This window comes from Burkholderia sp. BCC1993 (assembly GCF_905339865.1).
Taxonomy (GTDB): domain Bacteria; phylum Pseudomonadota; class Gammaproteobacteria; order Burkholderiales; family Burkholderiaceae; genus Burkholderia.
Genome location: NZ_CAJPGZ010000004.1, coordinates 340,633 through 355,785 on the forward strand (window position 1 = coordinate 340,633; position 15,153 = coordinate 355,785).

At 69.0% G+C, this 15,153-nt stretch carries 17 protein-coding genes, 1 other RNA gene and 1 riboswitch; of the genes, 11 read left to right on the forward strand and 7 right to left on the reverse strand.

Annotation, left to right across the window (positions count from 1 at the left end; all coding sequences use genetic code 11):
• Positions 1 to 100: 100 nt before the first annotated feature.
• From U4Y91_RS08665 to U4Y91_RS08675, 3 genes are read left to right on the forward strand one after another with little or no spacing between them, the layout of a single operon-like run.
• Positions 101 to 1,612: a leucyl aminopeptidase gene (locus U4Y91_RS08665; RefSeq protein WP_321804727.1), complete on the forward strand. Its 1,512-nt coding sequence runs from the start codon at positions 101 to 103 to the stop codon at positions 1,610 to 1,612.
• A 34-nt stretch (positions 1,613 to 1,646) separates the two neighbouring features.
• Positions 1,647 to 2,063, forward strand: a complete 417-nt coding sequence (locus U4Y91_RS08670) for a DNA polymerase III subunit chi (RefSeq protein WP_044845627.1) — start codon at positions 1,647 to 1,649, stop codon at positions 2,061 to 2,063.
• Positions 2,064 to 2,088: 25 nt separating this feature from the next.
• Complete coding sequence (locus tag U4Y91_RS08675; RefSeq protein WP_321804728.1) at positions 2,089 to 2,835, forward strand: DUF2486 family protein; 747 nt, start codon at positions 2,089 to 2,091, stop codon at positions 2,833 to 2,835.
• Positions 2,836 to 2,979: 144 nt separating this feature from the next.
• Here U4Y91_RS08675 and U4Y91_RS08680 read toward each other — a convergent pair whose 3' ends face one another.
• Together U4Y91_RS08680 and ilvD are read right to left on the reverse strand one after the other, a co-directional pair.
• On the reverse strand, positions 2,980 to 3,309 hold the full coding sequence (locus U4Y91_RS08680; RefSeq protein ID WP_321804729.1) for a c-type cytochrome: 330 nt from the start codon (positions 3,307 to 3,309) through the stop codon (positions 2,980 to 2,982).
• Between the two features lie 125 nt (positions 3,310 to 3,434).
• Positions 3,435 to 5,108, reverse strand: a complete 1,674-nt coding sequence (ilvD, locus tag U4Y91_RS08685; protein WP_321804730.1) for a dihydroxy-acid dehydratase — start codon at positions 5,106 to 5,108, stop codon at positions 3,435 to 3,437.
• 135 nt (positions 5,109 to 5,243) lie between these two features.
• Between ilvD and U4Y91_RS08690 the strand changes: the two genes are divergently transcribed.
• The gene (locus U4Y91_RS08690) at positions 5,244 to 6,161 is read left to right on the forward strand and encodes a LysR substrate-binding domain-containing protein (RefSeq protein WP_321804731.1); all 918 of its coding nucleotides are present in this window, start codon (positions 5,244 to 5,246) and stop codon (positions 6,159 to 6,161) included.
• Between the two features lie 89 nt (positions 6,162 to 6,250).
• Positions 6,251 to 7,141: a prolipoprotein diacylglyceryl transferase gene (gene lgt / locus U4Y91_RS08695; RefSeq protein ID WP_321804732.1), complete on the forward strand. Its 891-nt coding sequence runs from the start codon at positions 6,251 to 6,253 to the stop codon at positions 7,139 to 7,141.
• A 174-nt stretch (positions 7,142 to 7,315) separates the two neighbouring features.
• Here the strand turns inward: lgt and U4Y91_RS08700 are convergent, their stop codons facing one another.
• The 5 genes from U4Y91_RS08700 to U4Y91_RS08720 form a co-directional block, all read right to left on the reverse strand.
• The gene (locus tag U4Y91_RS08700) at positions 7,316 to 8,056 is read right to left on the reverse strand and encodes an SIMPL domain-containing protein (RefSeq protein WP_321804733.1); all 741 of its coding nucleotides are present in this window, start codon (positions 8,054 to 8,056) and stop codon (positions 7,316 to 7,318) included.
• A 191-nt stretch (positions 8,057 to 8,247) separates the two neighbouring features.
• Positions 8,248 to 8,709 (reverse strand): EVE domain-containing protein, encoded by a 462-nt coding sequence (locus U4Y91_RS08705; RefSeq protein ID WP_321804734.1) that lies wholly within the window; start codon positions 8,707 to 8,709, stop codon positions 8,248 to 8,250.
• Positions 8,710 to 8,778: 69 nt separating this feature from the next.
• A non-coding RNA gene (gene ssrS, locus U4Y91_RS08710) (6S RNA) lies at positions 8,779 to 8,960 on the reverse strand.
• Positions 8,961 to 9,040: 80 nt separating this feature from the next.
• Complete coding sequence (locus U4Y91_RS08715) at positions 9,041 to 9,355, reverse strand: cell division protein ZapA (protein ID WP_011885730.1); 315 nt, start codon at positions 9,353 to 9,355, stop codon at positions 9,041 to 9,043.
• On the reverse strand, positions 9,352 to 9,702 hold the full coding sequence (locus U4Y91_RS08720) for an ATPase (RefSeq protein ID WP_044845635.1): 351 nt from the start codon (positions 9,700 to 9,702) through the stop codon (positions 9,352 to 9,354). Before U4Y91_RS08720 ends, U4Y91_RS08715 begins: the two co-directional genes overlap by 4 nt.
• 165 nt (positions 9,703 to 9,867) lie before the next feature.
• A riboswitch (cobalamin riboswitch) is annotated at positions 9,868 to 10,121 on the forward strand.
• Between the two features lie 89 nt (positions 10,122 to 10,210).
• Between U4Y91_RS08720 and U4Y91_RS08725 the strand changes: the two genes are divergently transcribed.
• The 6 genes from U4Y91_RS08725 to cobC are packed head-to-tail and all read left to right on the forward strand — an operon-like array spanning position 10,211 to position 15,052.
• A complete protein-coding gene (locus U4Y91_RS08725) occupies positions 10,211 to 10,756 on the forward strand; it encodes a hypothetical protein (RefSeq protein ID WP_321804735.1) in 546 nt (181 codons plus the stop codon).
• A gap of 45 nt (positions 10,757 to 10,801) precedes the next feature.
• Positions 10,802 to 11,800 carry an iron ABC transporter permease gene (locus U4Y91_RS08730; protein WP_321804736.1) on the forward strand — a complete coding sequence of 333 codons (999 nt, stop codon included), beginning with the start codon at positions 10,802 to 10,804 and terminating at the stop codon, positions 11,798 to 11,800.
• On the forward strand, positions 11,797 to 12,609 hold the full coding sequence (locus U4Y91_RS08735; protein ID WP_321804737.1) for an ABC transporter ATP-binding protein: 813 nt from the start codon (positions 11,797 to 11,799) through the stop codon (positions 12,607 to 12,609). Before U4Y91_RS08730 ends, U4Y91_RS08735 begins: the two co-directional genes overlap by 4 nt.
• A 52-nt stretch (positions 12,610 to 12,661) precedes the next feature.
• Positions 12,662 to 13,717: a nicotinate-nucleotide--dimethylbenzimidazole phosphoribosyltransferase gene (gene cobT, locus U4Y91_RS08740; RefSeq protein ID WP_321804738.1), complete on the forward strand. Its 1,056-nt coding sequence runs from the start codon at positions 12,662 to 12,664 to the stop codon at positions 13,715 to 13,717.
• Positions 13,707 to 14,483, forward strand: coding sequence for an adenosylcobinamide-GDP ribazoletransferase (locus U4Y91_RS08745; RefSeq protein WP_321804739.1), 777 nt, complete (start codon positions 13,707 to 13,709; stop codon positions 14,481 to 14,483). Before cobT ends, U4Y91_RS08745 begins: the two co-directional genes overlap by 11 nt.
• The gene (gene cobC / locus U4Y91_RS08750) at positions 14,468 to 15,052 is read left to right on the forward strand and encodes an alpha-ribazole phosphatase (RefSeq protein ID WP_321804740.1); all 585 of its coding nucleotides are present in this window, start codon (positions 14,468 to 14,470) and stop codon (positions 15,050 to 15,052) included. Before U4Y91_RS08745 ends, cobC begins: the two co-directional genes overlap by 16 nt.
• Positions 15,053 to 15,153 lie beyond the last annotated feature (101 nt).

Below are 15,153 nucleotides of genomic sequence, written 5' to 3' on the forward strand. Positions count from 1 at the left end.
GGCTGCGCACGCGTGGTGGAGCGCTCGCGCCGCCACGGGAAAAATAGCGGATAATTGCGGCTTTCATCCTTAGCCCAGATTTTATCCGAGGACAAGCGCGATGGACTTTAGCATAAAAGGCTGTGATTGGAGCAAAGGCGAGGCCAAGGGGTTCCTGACCGGGAAGTCCGACTGCATCGTGCTCGGCATCTTCGAGGCGCAGACTCTCTCGGGCGCGGCGCTCGACATCGACACGGCCACCAAGGGGCTGATCTCGCGCGTGGTGAAGGCCGGCGACATGGACGGCAAGCGCGGCAAGACGCTGTTCCTGCACGAAGTATCGGGCATCGGCGCGTCGCGCGTGCTGCTCGTCGGCCTCGGCAAGCAGGATGCTTTCAATCAGAAAGCCTACAACGATGCAGTGACGGCCGCGTGGCGCGCGCTGCTCGCGACCAAGGTCGGCCAGGTCACGTTCACGCTCGCGCAGCTGCCGGTCGACGAGCGCGGCTCCGACTGGGGCGTGCGTGCGGCGATTCTCGCGCTGCGCAACGAAACCTACCGTTTCACGCAGATGAAGAGCAAGCCGGAACCGGCGTCGCATACGCTCAAGCGCGTCGTGTTCAGCGTCGATCCGGCCGATGAAAAGGCGGCGAAGCTGGCGGTCAAGCAGGCCGTCGCGCTGGCGAACGGGATGGACCTCACGCGCGACCTCGGCAACCTGCCCGGCAACGTGTGCACGCCGACCTATCTCGGCAACACCGCGAAGAAGATCGCGAAGGATTGGGGTCTGAAGGTCGAGGTGCTCGGCCTGAAGCAGATCCAGGCGCTCAAGATGGGCTCGTTCCTGTCGGTCGCGCGTGCGTCGGTCGAGCCGCCGCAGTTCATCGTGCTGCACTACCAGGGCGCCGCCGCGAAGGCCGCGCCGGTCGTGCTGGTCGGCAAGGGCATCACGTTCGACACGGGCGGCATCTCGCTGAAGCCGGGCGAGGGCATGGACGAGATGAAGTACGACATGTGCGGCGCGGGTTCGGTGCTCGGCACGATGCGTGCGGTCGCCGAAATGGGCCTGAAGATCAACGTCGTCGCGATCGTGCCGACCTGCGAGAACATGCCGGGCGGCAACGCGACCAAGCCGGGCGACATCGTCACCAGCATGAAGGGACTGACGATCGAGGTGCTCAACACCGACGCCGAGGGCCGCCTGATCCTGTGCGACGCGCTCACTTATGCGGAGCGCTTCAAGCCGGCTGCGGTGATCGACGTGGCGACGCTCACGGGCGCCTGCGTGATCGCGCTCGGCGCCCACAACAGCGGCCTGTTCTCGAAGGACGACGCACTCGCGGGCGAACTGCTCGATGCATCGCGCGAAGCGAACGATCCGGCGTGGCGCATGCCGCTCGACGACGAGTACCAGGATCAGCTGAAGTCGAATTTTGCGGACATCGCGAACATCGGCGGGCGTCCGGCCGGTGCCGTGACGGCGGCGTGCTTCCTGTCGCGCTTCACCGACAGCTATCCGTGGGCGCACCTGGACATCGCCGGCACCGCATGGAAGGGCGGCGCGGCGAAGGGCGCGACCGGCCGTCCGGTGCCGCTGCTCGCGCAGTTCCTGATCGACCGCGCCGGCCAGTGATGGCAGGTCTCACGACGATGCGGGTACGCGGGCAATGACGCGAATCGATTTCCATTCGAACGTCGGCGATTCGCTCGCATACGCATGCCGGCTGCTGCGCAAGGCCTACCTGGCCGGGCAGCCGGTCGTCGTGCTCGCGGAGCCCGCGCGCCTGCGCGCGCTCGACGAGCGGCTCTGGACGTTCTCGCCGCTCGATTTCATTCCGCACTGCGGCGTCGACAGCGCGCACGCGGCCGGCACGCCGATCGTGCTGGCCGCCGATCTCGACCAGGCGCCGCATCATCATGTGCTGCTGAACCTCGGCGCAGCCGTACCCGCACAGTTCGCCCGCTTCGAGCGTCTGCTCGAAGTGGTCGGCAATGCGCCGGACGAGCTGGCCGCGGGCCGCGACCGCTACCGCTTCTATCGCGATCGCGGCTACGCGCTGAACAACTACAAGCAGGGCAGCTAGCCGAAACCGTCGACGGAGCGTTCCCGTGACACAAGCCGAATCCTCTTCGATCCCGACGCTGACCGACGTGCTGGTGCCGGGCAAGCCGGTGCCGGCGCGTTCGTCAGCGGCCGATGAGCTGCCACACGACGTTGCCGCCGTGCCGGTGCTGACCGACGTGCTGGTATCAGGCCATCCGGCCCTGGCGTCCGCCGCGCCGGAGCAGCCGGGAACCGACCCCGAATTCGTGATCGTCGAGCCGGTGCCGACGCCGGACATCCCGACCGTCGAGTTGCCGGGCGACAGCGATGCGCCGGCGCAACCCGGTGCCGCCGGGCACGTCGTCGCGGAAGAGTCGGCTGCGGCGCAGGCGCCGCTGCGCTCCGCGCTGGCCGCCGACGACGCGCAGCAGGCCGGCGTTGCCGCGATGCCGCGCGATGCTGGCGAAGCGATGCTGTCCCACCACGCGATTGCACCGGCTACCGGCGGGCTGGCTACTGCTCAACTCACCGGCGCGTCGCATCCGGACGCGCAGGCGGCCGCCGCGCTGACGGCGGAGGACACGCAGCATATCGCCGAGCGTCTGCGCAATCGGCTGACGAATTATCTGACCGGGGAAGGGCGCGAGGCCATCGAGGCCCGCTGTCGCGACGCGCTGCACGACCATACGGCCTGGCTCGTCGGCCAGATCACGCGCGAAGTGGCGCTGGCGCTCGAAACCGAAGTGATGGAGTGGGTTCGCGACGCGGTCGACGCGGAGATCGCCCGCCGCCGGACCGGTCATTCAGGCTGAGCGCACCGCACGTTTCGTGCGCAGGAGCCGCGGGCGCGGCTCCAGTCATCGTCGTTGACGATTGCCGGCCGGGTTGCAACGACAAGCGCGGAACGCTGCCGGGCGCAAAGCGCGGCGCGCGGTGCACGCACCCGGTCATCCGGTTCAGCGCAGCGACAGCACCCATTGCGAGAGCGTGTGCGCTTCTGCGCTCGTCAACTGCGTATTGGCGGGCATCGGCACGCCACCCCACACCCCGACGCTGCCTTTCACGATCGATTGCGCGAGGTAATCGACGGCGTCGGCGCGTGCCACGTACTTGCCGGCGATGTCGTGGAACGACGGGCCCATCAGCGGCTTGCCGACCGCATGGCAGGCCATGCAGTTCTTGCGCTGTGCGAGCGCGAACCCGTCGCCGGCCGGGTCGGCGTGTGCCGCCGCCGCGCTGCCGGTCAGCAGCGCGACGAGCAGCGCGCGCAATATCGTCTGTTTCATGCGGTTCTCCGCCGGCGGAGACGGCCGGCTTCACGGTCCGCGCATTATAAAAGCAAAGGGAAAGCGCGTTTTGCGCGTTTCCCCGGCGGCCGTTCGCAATGGGGTCGCATGCCCCGCGCGCCGCATCAGCCGGTGACGGCGCCCTGGTTCGCCGGGCGGGCGAGGGCCGCGAACTTGGCGAGCACGCCGCGCGTGTAGCGCGGCGCCGGCTGCTTCCACGCGGCGCGCCGGCGCGCGAGCTCCGCGTCGTCGACGTTCAGCTGCAGCACCAGCCGGTGCGCATCGATCGTGATCGAGTCGCCTTCCTGCACGAGCGCGATCGTGCCGCCGACGAACGCTTCGGGCGCGACGTGCCCGACCACCATCCCCCAGGTGCCGCCCGAGAAGCGGCCGTCGGTGATGAAGCCGACCGATTCGCCGAGCCCCTTGCCGATGATCGCCGACGTCGGCGCGAGCATTTCCGGCATGCCGGGGCCGCCCTGCGGGCCGAGATAGCGCAGCACCAGCACGTCGCCCGCGCGGATCCGGTCGCCGAGGATCGCGTCCATCGCGCTTTGCTCGTCGTCGAACACGCGCGCCGGGCCCGTGATCACCGGGTTCTTCAGACCGGTGATCTTCGCCACCGCGCCGTCTTCCGCGAGGTTGCCCTTCAGGATCGCGAGATGGCCTTCCTTGTACAGCGCGCGATCGATCGGGAAGATCACCTTCTGGTCCGCGCGCGGCACGCCCGGCACGTCCTTCAATTCGTCGGCGAGCGTGCGGCCGGTGATCGTCATGCAGCCGCCGTGCAGCAGCCCCGCATCGAGCAGGATCCGCAGCACCTGCGGGATGCCGCCGGCGTGGTGCAGGTCGGTCGCGACGTACTGGCCCGACGGTTTCAGGTCGCAGATCACCGGCACGCGCTTGCGGATGCGCTCGAAGTCGTCGATCGTCCAGTCGACCTCGGCCGCGTGCGCGATCGCGAGATAGTGCAGCACCGCGTTGGTCGAGCCGCCGGTCGCCATGATCAGCGATACCGCGTTCTCGATCGACTCCTTGGTGATGATGTCGCGCGGCTTCAGGTCGCGCTTCACGGCCTCGACCAGCACGCGCGCCGATTCGGCGGCCGAGTCGACCTTCTCCTGATCGGGGTTCGCCATCGTCGACGAGTACATCAGCGACATGCCGAGCGCCTCGAACGACGAGCTCATCGTGTTCGCGGTGTACATTCCGCCGCACGACCCCGAGGTCGGGCACGCGTTCTTCTCGACCCCTTCGAAATCTTCCTGCGACATCCGGCCCGCGGTGAACTCGCCGACCGCCTCGAACGACGACACGATCGTCAGGTCGCGGCCCTTCCAGTGGCCGGGGCGGATCGTGCCGCCGTACACGTAGATGCCCGGCACGTTCAGGCGCGCCAGCGCGATCATCCCGCCCGGCATGTTCTTGTCGCAGCCGCCGACCACCACCACGCCGTCCATCCACTGGCCCTGTACGCAGGTCTCGATGCAGTCGGCGATCACTTCGCGCGACACCAGCGAGTACTTCATGCCCTCGGTGCCCATCGACATGCCGTCCGAGATCGTCGGCGTGCCGAAGATCTGCGGGTTGGCATCGGCCGCCTTCACCGCCGCGACGGCCGCGTCGGACAGCCGCTGCAGGCCCGAGTTGCACGGCGTGATCGTCGAGTGGCCGTTCGCGATGCCGATCATCGGCTTGTCGAAATCGTCCTTCTGGTAGCCGAGGGCGTAATACATCGAGCGGTTCGGCGAACGGGCCACGCCTTGCGTGATGTGCTTCGAGCGACGGTTGTACGGCATGGGGGACTCCATCGTTGGATTGGCGACGCCCGCGATCGGCGCACCGGTTCGGATCAATCAAGCATGGAGTTTCCGGTTTGGGATGTCCAATATATTATTTGTCGCTTATTAAGTCATTTTGCGAATGAGTGAAGCATGGCCGATCCGACGCCCGACCTGCGCCAGTGGCGCTATTTCGTGACCGTTGCCGACGAGCGCCATTTCGGCCGCGCGGCCGAGCGCCTGTCGATGACGCAGCCGCCGCTGTCGCAGGCGATCCGGGCGCTGGAGGACGCGCTCGGCGTCGCGCTGTTCGCGCGCACCAAGCGCTCGGTCGCGCTGACGGCGGTCGGTGCGGCGCTGTTGCCCGACGTGCGCCGGCTGCTCGCGTCGGCCGACGCGCTGCCGCCGCTCGCACGGCGCCTCGCGCGCGGCGAAGCCGGTTCGCTGTCGCTCGCGTTCGTGTCGACCGCCGATTACGGGCTGCTGCCGTCGCTGCTGCGCGCGTTCGGCGCGCGTTATCCGCAGGTGCGGCTGCAGCTCGCGGAGGCGACGAGCGACGTGCAGATCGACGAACTCGTCGCGGGCCGCATCGACGCGGGGCTCGTGATTCCGCCGGTGCCGCCGCGCCACGCGGTCGGGCTGTCGTACCTGCCGGTCGTGCGCGAGCCGCTGGTGGTCGCGATGCCGGCGGCCGCGGCGCACGGCGTGTCCGAAGACGAACCCGTGCATCTGGCCGACCTGGCCGCGCTGCCGCTCGTGATCTTCCCGCGTCGTTTGGCGCCCGGCTTTTATGACATCATTACGGGCTGCTACGGCGCGGCGGGGGAAACCCCGCGCATCGGCCAGGAGGCGATCCAGATGCAGACGATCGTCAGCCTCGTGTCGGCCGGCATGGGCGTCGCACTGGTGCCGCAGTCGTTGCGTAACCTGCGGCGTACCGGTGTGGTCTACCGGCCGCTCGCCGGCGACGCGCCGGTCGTCGAAACCGGCCTCGTGTGGCGCACGGGCGACGTCAGCCCCGTGCTCGCCGGCTTCATCGACGTCGTGCGCGCGCAGGGGCTCGCCACGTGACGCGAACGATGGCGCGCCGGCGCCGTCCAATGCGCGGTGCGGCGCCGGTGCGAGCGCCGTACCGCATTCGAAAACTTCATCGCTAACCCATGATCATTCACCCGAATTTCGACCCCGTAGCGATCCACCTCGGGCCGCTGGCCGTGCGCTGGTACGGCCTCATGTATCTCGTCGGCTTCATCGCGGCGATCGTCGTCGGCCGGATCCGCCTGAAGCTGCCGCACGTCGCGGCGCAGGGCTGGACCGCGAAGGACATCGACGACATGATGTTCTACGGCGTGCTCGGCACTGTGCTCGGCGGCCGGCTCGGCTACGTGCTGTTCTACAAGGCCGACTTCTACTTCTCGCATCCTCTCGACGTGTTCAAGGTGTGGGAAGGCGGGATGTCGTTCCACGGCGGCTTCCTCGGCGTGACGCTCGCGATGGCGCTGTTCGCGTGGCAGCGCAAGCGCCACTGGCTGCAAGTCACCGACTTCGTCGCGCCGATGGTGCCGACCGGGCTCGCGGCCGGGCGGCTCGGCAACTTCATCAACGGCGAGCTGTGGGGCCGCGTGACCGATCCGAACGCGCCGTGGGCGATGCTGTTCCCGGGCGCGATGCGCGATGACGCGGCATGGCTGCCGAAGCATCCGGTGCTCGTCGAGAAGTGGCATCTGGCCGACGTGTTCATGCAGTATCAGATGCTGCCGCGCCATCCTTCGCAGCTCTACGAAATCGCGCTCGAAGGCATTGCGCTGTTCTTCGTGCTGTTCTTCTTCTCGCGCAAGCCGCGGCCGATGGGTGCGATCTCCGCGCTGTTCCTGATCGGCTACGGGCTCGCGCGTTTCACGGTCGAATTCGCGCGCGAACCGGACGACTTCCTCGGCCTGCTCGCGCTCGGCCTGTCGATGGGGCAGTGGCTGTCGCTGCCGATGATCCTCGTGGGCGTCGCGTTACTGGTGTGGGCGTATCGCCGTCGCGCGGCGAATGCGGTCGCGTGATGTCGCGGCGTGATGCGGTTGCGTCACGCGCGAGTCGTGTGACGCGTGGTGCGTGATCTCTGATGCGATGCGGACGCGCACGATCGGCGTGCGCGTCGATCGCAGGATCGCAAACGAAAAACGCCGGCCCGAGGGCCGGCGTTTTCACATCTGCCGCGCGTTGCGCGATGCGCGTTACTTCATCTGCACCGAGCCGTTGACCGTAACCGACACGGTCGCCTTGCCGCCTTCGACCGAAATCGGCGCGCTCATCTTCGCGCTGTCCATCGGTGCGGCGGCCATCGCCATCATGCGCGGGTACGGCTGCACGTTGCGGCTGCCGCCGACGTTCACGTCGCGAATCGAGTAGCTGTTGTAGCCGAACGCCTTCGCGGCTTCGTCCGCGCGTGCGCGGAACGACTTGATCGCTTCGGTCGTGAGCTTCTGCTCGGCCGCGCGCTGCGCTTCGGGTGACAGCGAGAACTCGACGTTCGCGATCTGCATCTGGTTCGACAACTGGCCCGCGAGCTTCGACGCCGCCGCGAAATCGCGCGATTCGAGCACGACTTCGGTACGACCGCGCCACGCGGAGATCTTCCCGTCGCGATCGGTGCTCGGATAGACGGAGAACGCGCCGGTGTGCGCGGTGACGCCCGTCACGCCCTTCGTCTGCGCGAGCGCCGCGTCGGCGCGCTGGTTCAGTGCCGACGTCAGGCTGCCCGGGTCTTTCGCCTGCTGTTCGTAGAACAGCGTGATGTGGATGATGTCCTGCGGCACGTCGGCGCTGGCCTGCGACGACAGCGACAGCACGCCTGCCGGCTCCGGGAAGTGCGGGTTCGCGGTCTGTGCGTGCGCGGCGGGCGACGCGAGCGTCAGCGCGACGGGCAGGGCGGCGGCGAGGGCGAGCGACAGCGCGAGTGCGGATTTCTTGGTCATTGTTGGATTCCTTGTGCGAGGGCGCGCAGGCGGATCACGCGTGCGCGACGCGGGCGTACCGCGCGACGAAAAACGGCCGCCGCCCGATCGGGCGACAGCGGTTGCTTAGGCTGCGCGAACGCGCCGCGAGTTCCGTGGCGGTGGCGCGTGTTGACCGGATTTGACCTTTGGCGTCTGCTTGCCGCGCACGCCTACTTCATCAGCTTTTCGGTGATGAAGCGCCACTCGGCACGCGTGACGGGCGTGATCGACAGCCGGTTGCCGCGTGCGAGCACGCGCATGTCGGCGAGTTCGTCGTGTTCGCGCAGCGCGGCGAGCGGCACGAGCGGCGCCTTCTTCACGAAGCGCACGTCGACGAGCAGCCAGCGCGGTGCTTCCTGCATCGACTTCGGATCGTAATACGGGCTTGCCGGATCGAACTGGGTGGGGTCGGGGTAGGGTGTCGACGAGACTTCGGCGAGGCCCGCGATGCCCGGTTCCGGGCAGCTCGAGTGATAGAACAGCACGCCGTCGCCGATCTTCATCGTGTCGCGCATGAAATTGCGCGCCTGATAGTTGCGCACGCCGGTCCACGGCAGCGAGTGCTGCGGCGCGTGCGCGAGATCGTCGATGCTTGCTTCGTCCGGTTCGGACTTCATCAGCCAGTATTGCATGGATCGTGATCGACGCAGAAAGGGCTGCTACAAAAGGAAACGGCATCGGGACTTCCCGATGCCGTTGAATAGGCCCCCGCCTTGGCCGCTAGGCCGGCATCCTGAACCTGGGGTTCAGAATTGGTCGCAGTTAGCAGCACTTCGGGTACATCAGACAGAGTGACGCGCGCGCCCGTGCTACAAATTTCCGCAACCGTGCACATGGCATTGGTTCAAGGAATATATGACCTTGGCGAACCAGGCAGGGAAGCTGACTGAACTGTGTTTCGTTGCGCCAATTTGACCACCGTTGATCGCCGAGATCAAGGGGAATCGACGCATCGATCAAACGTTACTGCGTCTCGTGCTGTGCGAGCACCGCGCCGAGTTGTTCGTTCATCTGGTGCATTGTACGACGGATTTCTTCCGCCGGAAATGCTTCACCGTGACGCACGCTCGTTTGCAGCCGCAGCAATTCGGACGCGAGCGACAGCGCGGCCATTACCGCGATGCGGTCGGTGCCGCGCACCGAGCTGTTCGCGCGGATCTTCGACATTTCGGCGTCGACGCGCGCGACGGCCTCGAGCAGCGCCGCTTCGGTCTCGGCCGAACAGGCGAGCCGATAGGGCTGACCGAGAATCGAGACTTCGATCTGCTTGGTGCTCATGCATGTTCTCCGTGGCTGGCCGCGTCGTCGCTATCCGTGCGCGCCTGCGCATCCAGCAGGTCGAGCTGGTTGTCGGCTTGCTCCGCGCTCTTCGTGCGCGGCAGCTTTTCGAGAATCGCATTCAGTTTGACCTGGGCGTCGTCGATCTTTGCCGACAGCGTGTCGCGCTCGGCCGCGAGCGCATTGCGTTCGTCGCGCAGTTGCGCGAGTTCCGCGCGGACCGTGTCCGCTTCCGCGCGCAATTGCGCGACCTGCTCCTCGAGCGCGAGCCGTTCCGAGTGATAGCGCTTGTTCAGCGAGATCAGACGGCCAATATTTTGAGATAAAGTTTCGAGTTCGTTGAGCATTTGCTGCGTCCTCTAAAGACCCAGCATTTTAGCGCGGAATAACGCGCATTCCGACATCTGTATCGTTTCCAGTCGTAACACCCCGGCTTCTTGCCGCGAATACACGGGTCCGGCACGTGTTCCGCATGCGTCCGGCCGCTTTCTTGACGCTCGCGCGGCCCGCTCCTAAACTGGCGCCGCCTCGGTGCTCGCGCGTGTGTCGCGCGGTTAAACGGGAAGCAGGGCGCGTGCTCCGCCCGGAGTTCGCCAACCTGCGCTGCCCCCGCAACGGTAAGCGGCCGCGTCGCATGACGCAGGCCGGCTCGGGCGCGTTTCGCGTGCAGGTCGCACGCTGGCGCGGGCCACTGCGCGTGATACGCGCGGGAAGGCGAGCCGGTACGCCGCCAGCCCGGATACCGGCCGAGGCGAGGAGCCTGCACGGCTTCATGACGCGCGGCCTGCGGGGAAGCGGGGCGCGCAGTGCTTCACGGGACTTGTCTTCGATGCTGACCCCAATCGTCCGCACGGCGTGCGGCGCACGCCGCGGAATATCGCCTGCCGCCATCGCGCGGAGCGCAACGCACGCCGATTCGTCCGGATCGGCGACGACGCGCGGCACCGCGCCCGGTTGCGTGGCGCGACCCTGCCCCCTTGCTGCCGGACGTCGTGGTTGCCGCACCGAGCGTGCCTGACGGTGACGCAAGCGCGATGGCGATCGACCCGATGCGGCGGCTTCCACTATATTGCGCAGAATGTCGGCCGCGCGAGGATGCGGCTCGACGGATCGCGCGCGTGTCACGTCGGTGCGACCGACACGCGGCCGGCCGCCGCATTGCGGGACCCGAGCGACGAAATGCGGAATCCGGGTGCCGATCGTCGCGCGCGGTATGGGGCGTCGCTGGCCGTGAATCATGCGTTATGCCGCGCATGGCATCCGGGCCGTGCGCGCGACGACATCACCGGGGCACGGTTCGTCCGTGCACGCATCAACCACCTGTTCGACGAGGATGACGAGCTTGCGTATGCCTACGACACGCCGGAGCGCGACGCCGGTGCCGAGCCCGGCCGGCCGTGACGGTCAGCGAAAGCGTCACGCGTCATGCGCGATGCCGTGCGGCGCATGAGCGCCGCGCGTGCCGCCGCGATCTGGGTCGCGCTCGCGGCCGTGGTCGCGTTGCTGTTCGTCGCGTCGCTGTCGATCGGCAGCGTGCCGATGTCGCCGTGGCAGGCGCTCGCGTCGCTCGTGCCGCACGGCGGCGACGCACTGCTCGCCGACATCGTGCGCACGTTGCGGCTGCCGCGTGCGCTCGCGGGCTTCGCGTGCGGCGCGCTGCTCGCGCTGGCCGGTGCGCTGCTGCAGGTGCTGTTGCGCAATCCGCTCGCGGAGCCGTACGTGCTCGGCGTGTCCGGCGGCGCGGCCGGCTTCGCGCTCGTCGCGATGATCGCGGGCGCCGCGTGGTGGCTCGTCGATGCGGCCGCGTTCGCCGGCGCGTTCGTGTCGGTCGCGCTCGTGCTCGGGCTTGCGCGCCGCGAACTGTGGCGCGGCGATGCGCGCGACGCGTCGCCGCGGCTGCTGCTCACGGGGGTCGTGATCGCGGCCGGGTGGGGCGCGCTCGTCACGCTGCTGCTGTCGCTCGCGCCCGAGGCGCGGCTGCGCGGCATCATCTTCTGGCTGACGGGCGATCTGAACGGCGTGACGGCGCCCTGGTTCGCATGGGGCGCGCTGCTGCTCGCCGCCTGCGTCGCGCTGCCGGCCGCGCCGCAGCTCAACGTGCTGCTGCGCGGCGACGCGACCGCGCTCGCGCTCGGCGTGCCGGTCGCGCGGCTGCGCATGCGGATCTACCTCGTCGCGTCGCTGGCCGCCGCGGCCGCGGTGACGACGGCCGGCACGATCGGTTTCGTCGGCCTCGTCGTGCCGCACGCGCTGCGGCTCGCATTCGGCAACGACCAGCGCATGCTGCTGCCCGCCGCGATGCTCGCGGGCGGCGGCGGCGTGATGGCGGCCGACCTGCTCGCGCGCACCGCCATCGCGCCCGCGCAATTGCCGGTCGGCGTGATGACCGCGTTGATCGGTGTGCCGGTGTTCCTGTGGATGTTGCTGAGGAGACCGATGCGATGACGCATGCCGCACCGCACACCGCCGGCGACATGACCTATGCGGCGGTCGACCTCACGCTGAGGGCCGGCGCACGGACCCTGCTCGACGGCTTCACGCAGGTGTTCCGGCCCGGCGAGATCTGGTGCGTCGCGGGGCCGAACGGCGCCGGCAAGACGACGCTGCTCGCGACGCTCGCGGGCCTGCAGCGGCCGGCCGGCGGGCAGGTCGAGATCGACGGCCGGCCGCTCGCCGCCTGGCCGCCCGAACAGCTCGCACGGCGTCGCGCGCTGATGCCGCAGCAATTGCACGACGCATTCAGCGCGACGGTATTCGACACGGTGCTGCTCAACCGCTTTCCGTATCTCGGCGGCTGGGGCTGGGAGCACGAGGGAGACCGCGCGGCCGCGCGCGACGCGCTCGCGACGTTCGGGCTGAGCGCGCTCGCGTCGCGCGACGTGCTGTCGCTGTCGGGCGGCGAGCGGCAGCGTGTCGCGCTGGCCGCGACGCTGTGCCAGGACGCGCCGCTGATGCTGCTCGACGAACCGCTCGCCCATCTCGACCTGCATCACCAGATCGACGGCCTGACCGCGCTGAGCGTTTGGCTCGACGCGGGCCCACGCACGGTGCTGTTCTCGTGCCACGACCTGAATCTCGCGCGGCGTTTCGCGACGCACGCGCTGTTGCTCGACGGCCGCGGCCATGCGTGGGCGGGCCCCGTGCTCGATGTGCTGACGCCGGCGCGCGCGAGCGACGCGTTCGGCTACCCGCTCGTGCTGATCCGCGAGAACGGCCGCGATGCGCTGCTGCCCGCGTGGCCCGAGCGACGATGAATTTCCTTCTTTCGATGCGCGGCAGCGGCCGCACCAACGAGGCAACCTTCCGATGACGAACCCGACCGACTTCCCGCCCGCGATCGCGCCGCTCGACGACACGCTGCGCAAGCGTCTGCAGCATGTGATCGATCACAAGACCAAGCCGCCCGGCAGCCTCGGCCAGCTCGAGGCGCTCGCGCTGCAGATCGGCCTGATCCAGCGCACCGAGCGGCCGCACGTGCAGCGTCCCGTGACGATCGTGTTCGCCGGCGACCACGGGATCGCAGCCGAGGGCGTGAGCCCGTATCCGCAGGCGGTCACCGCGCAGATGGTCGCGAACTTCCTGGCCGGCGGCGCGGCGATCAATGCGTTCTCGGGCGTCGCGCAGAGCGTGCTCGAGATCGTCGATGCGGGCGTCGCGTCGCCGCTGCCGGTGTCCGACCGGCTCGTGTCGCTGCCGGTCGCGCGCGGCACGCGCAACTTCGCGGTCGAACCCGCGATGACGCACGACGAGGCGAAGACGGCGCTCGCCGCGGGTGCCGCGCGCGTGCGCCTGCACGCGTCGCTCGGCACGAACGTGATCGGCTTCGGCGAAATGGGGATCGCGAACACGTCGTCGGCCGCGTGCCTGATGAGCCGTCTGCTCGACGTGCCGATCGATGCGTGCGTCGGGCGCGGCACGGGTCTCGACGACCAGGGGCTCGCGCACAAGCGCGCGGTGCTCGGCCGCGCGCTCGTCCGGCATTCGCACGCGATCGCGCCGCTCGACGTGCTCGCGACGTTCGGCGGCTTCGAGATCGCGATGATGACGGGCGCGTATCTCGCGGCCGCGAGCGAGCGAATGACGATCCTCGTCGACGGCTTCATCGCGACGGCCGCCTTGCTCGTCGCCGAGCGCATCGCGCCCGGCGTGCGCGACTACTGCGTGTTCTCGCATGCGTCGCACGAGGCCGGGCACCGGCGCATGCTCGATCATTTCGGCGCGAAGCCGCTGCTCGCGCTCGATCTGCGGCTCGGCGAAGGCACGGGCGCCGCGCTCGCGCTGCCGCTGGTGCGCGCGGCGGCCGCGTTCCTCACCGAGATGGCGAGCTTCGAATCCGCGGGCGTCGACAATCGTGACGCCTGAACGCGCGCAGGGCGTACGCGCCGAACTGCGCTACTTCTTCGTCGCGCTCGGCTATTTCACGCGCGTGCCGGTGCCGCGCGCGATCGGCTACGCGGCCGGCGATCTCGATCAGGCCGCACGCTACTTCCCGCTGGTCGGCGCGTGCGTCGGCGCCTGGGGCGCGCTCGTCTATCTCGCGGCGCTGCGCGTGCTGCCGGCATCGATCGCGGTCGGGCTGTCGATGGCCGCGACGCTGCTCGCGACCGGCGCATTCCACGAGGATGGCCTGGCCGACAGCTGCGATGCGTTTGGCGGTGGCTACGCGCGCGACGACGTGCTGCGCATCATGCACGATTCGCGCATCGGCACGTTCGGCGCGGCCGCGCTCGTGATCGCGCTCGGCCTGAAATGGCAGGCGCTCGCAGCCATGCCGCCGCTGCGCGCCGCGTGGACGATGATCGCCGCGCATGCGGCGAGCCGCGCGGGGGCCGTGAGCCTGCTGATGTCGCTCGACTACGTCCGGCCGGAAGGCAAGGCAAAACCGGTCGCACGGCGCATGGGCGCGCGCGCGGCCTGCGTCGTGGCCGCATTCGGGTTGCCGTGGCTGTTCTGGCCGGACTGGCGCGCGGGCGTCGCGGCCGTCGTCGCACTCGTGCTCGTGCGCGCATGGGCGGCCCGCTATTTCGTGAAGCGGATCGGCGGTTATACGGGCGACTGTCTCGGCTTCGCGCAGCAGTTGAGCGAGCTGGCGATTTATCTCGTGGTGCTCGCATGGATCTCGTCCTGATTCGCCATCCGGCCGTCGCGGTCGAGCCGGGCGTGTGCTACGGACGCAGCGACGTGCCGCTCGCCGCACCGGCCGAGGCGGGGGCGCGGACCATGCGCGAGCGTCTGGCCGCGCTCGGGGCGCCGTTGCCCGCACAGGTCTGGACGAGCCCGCTGACGCGTTGCGCGTCGGTCGCCGAGCGGCTCGCGCAGGCGTTCGACGTGCCGCTGCGGCGCGACGCGGGCTGGCAGGAAATGGACTTCGGCGCGTGGGAGCTGCAGCGCTGGGACGATATCGATCGCGCCGCGCTCGATGCGTGGGCGGCCGACCTGATGCATGCGTGCGCGCATGGCGGCGAAAGCGTCGCGCGGTTCGCCGCGCGTGTCGCACGGATCGCGGATGCGGTCGCGCAGGCCGACGCGCCGCAATGGGCGATCACGCACGCAGGCGTGATTCGCGCTTTCGCATCGCATGCGCTGCGCGTGCCGCTCGATACGCTGCTGTCACGACCGGTGCCGACGGGCGGCGTCGTCTGGTTGCGGATGGACGATGCCGCCCGCACGTGGGAAGTCGTCCACTGGGACGCGTAGGTAGTCGAGTGTTCGTCTGACGCGCGCAAGGGCACCAAGGCCCGAAATCAGCGTCGGATGGAGGATGCCGCCCGCACTTGGGAAGTCGTTCACTGGGACGA

What these genes read in the sequence shown, in the direction of transcription:
- ilvD (WP_321804730.1), bottom strand. Translation starts at nt 5,108, where the DNA reads ATGCCGTACAACCGTCGCTCGAAGCACATCACGCAAGGCGTGGCCCGT.
- cobT (WP_321804738.1), top strand. Translation starts at nt 12,662, where the DNA reads ATGACGAACCCGACCGACTTCCCGCCCGCGATCGCGCCGCTCGACGAC.
- U4Y91_RS08720 (WP_044845635.1), bottom strand. Translation starts at nt 9,702, where the DNA reads ATGCTCAACGAACTCGAAACTTTATCTCAAAATATTGGCCGTCTGATC.
- cobC (WP_321804740.1), top strand. Translation starts at nt 14,468, where the DNA reads ATGGATCTCGTCCTGATTCGCCATCCGGCCGTCGCGGTCGAGCCGGGC.
- U4Y91_RS08680 (WP_321804729.1), bottom strand. Translation starts at nt 3,309, where the DNA reads ATGAAACAGACGATATTGCGCGCGCTGCTCGTCGCGCTGCTGACCGGC.
- U4Y91_RS08730 (WP_321804736.1), top strand. Translation starts at nt 10,802, where the DNA reads ATGAGCGCCGCGCGTGCCGCCGCGATCTGGGTCGCGCTCGCGGCCGTG.
- U4Y91_RS08715 (WP_011885730.1), bottom strand. Translation starts at nt 9,355, where the DNA reads ATGAGCACCAAGCAGATCGAAGTCTCGATTCTCGGTCAGCCCTATCGG.
- U4Y91_RS08700 (WP_321804733.1), bottom strand. Translation starts at nt 8,056, where the DNA reads ATGACCAAGAAATCCGCACTCGCGCTGTCGCTCGCCCTCGCCGCCGCC.
- lgt (WP_321804732.1), top strand. Translation starts at nt 6,251, where the DNA reads ATGATCATTCACCCGAATTTCGACCCCGTAGCGATCCACCTCGGGCCG.
- U4Y91_RS08670 (WP_044845627.1), top strand. Translation starts at nt 1,647, where the DNA reads ATGACGCGAATCGATTTCCATTCGAACGTCGGCGATTCGCTCGCATAC.
- U4Y91_RS08665 (WP_321804727.1), top strand. Translation starts at nt 101, where the DNA reads ATGGACTTTAGCATAAAAGGCTGTGATTGGAGCAAAGGCGAGGCCAAG.
- U4Y91_RS08690 (WP_321804731.1), top strand. Translation starts at nt 5,244, where the DNA reads ATGGCCGATCCGACGCCCGACCTGCGCCAGTGGCGCTATTTCGTGACC.
- U4Y91_RS08705 (WP_321804734.1), bottom strand. Translation starts at nt 8,709, where the DNA reads ATGCAATACTGGCTGATGAAGTCCGAACCGGACGAAGCAAGCATCGAC.
- U4Y91_RS08735 (WP_321804737.1), top strand. Translation starts at nt 11,797, where the DNA reads ATGACGCATGCCGCACCGCACACCGCCGGCGACATGACCTATGCGGCG.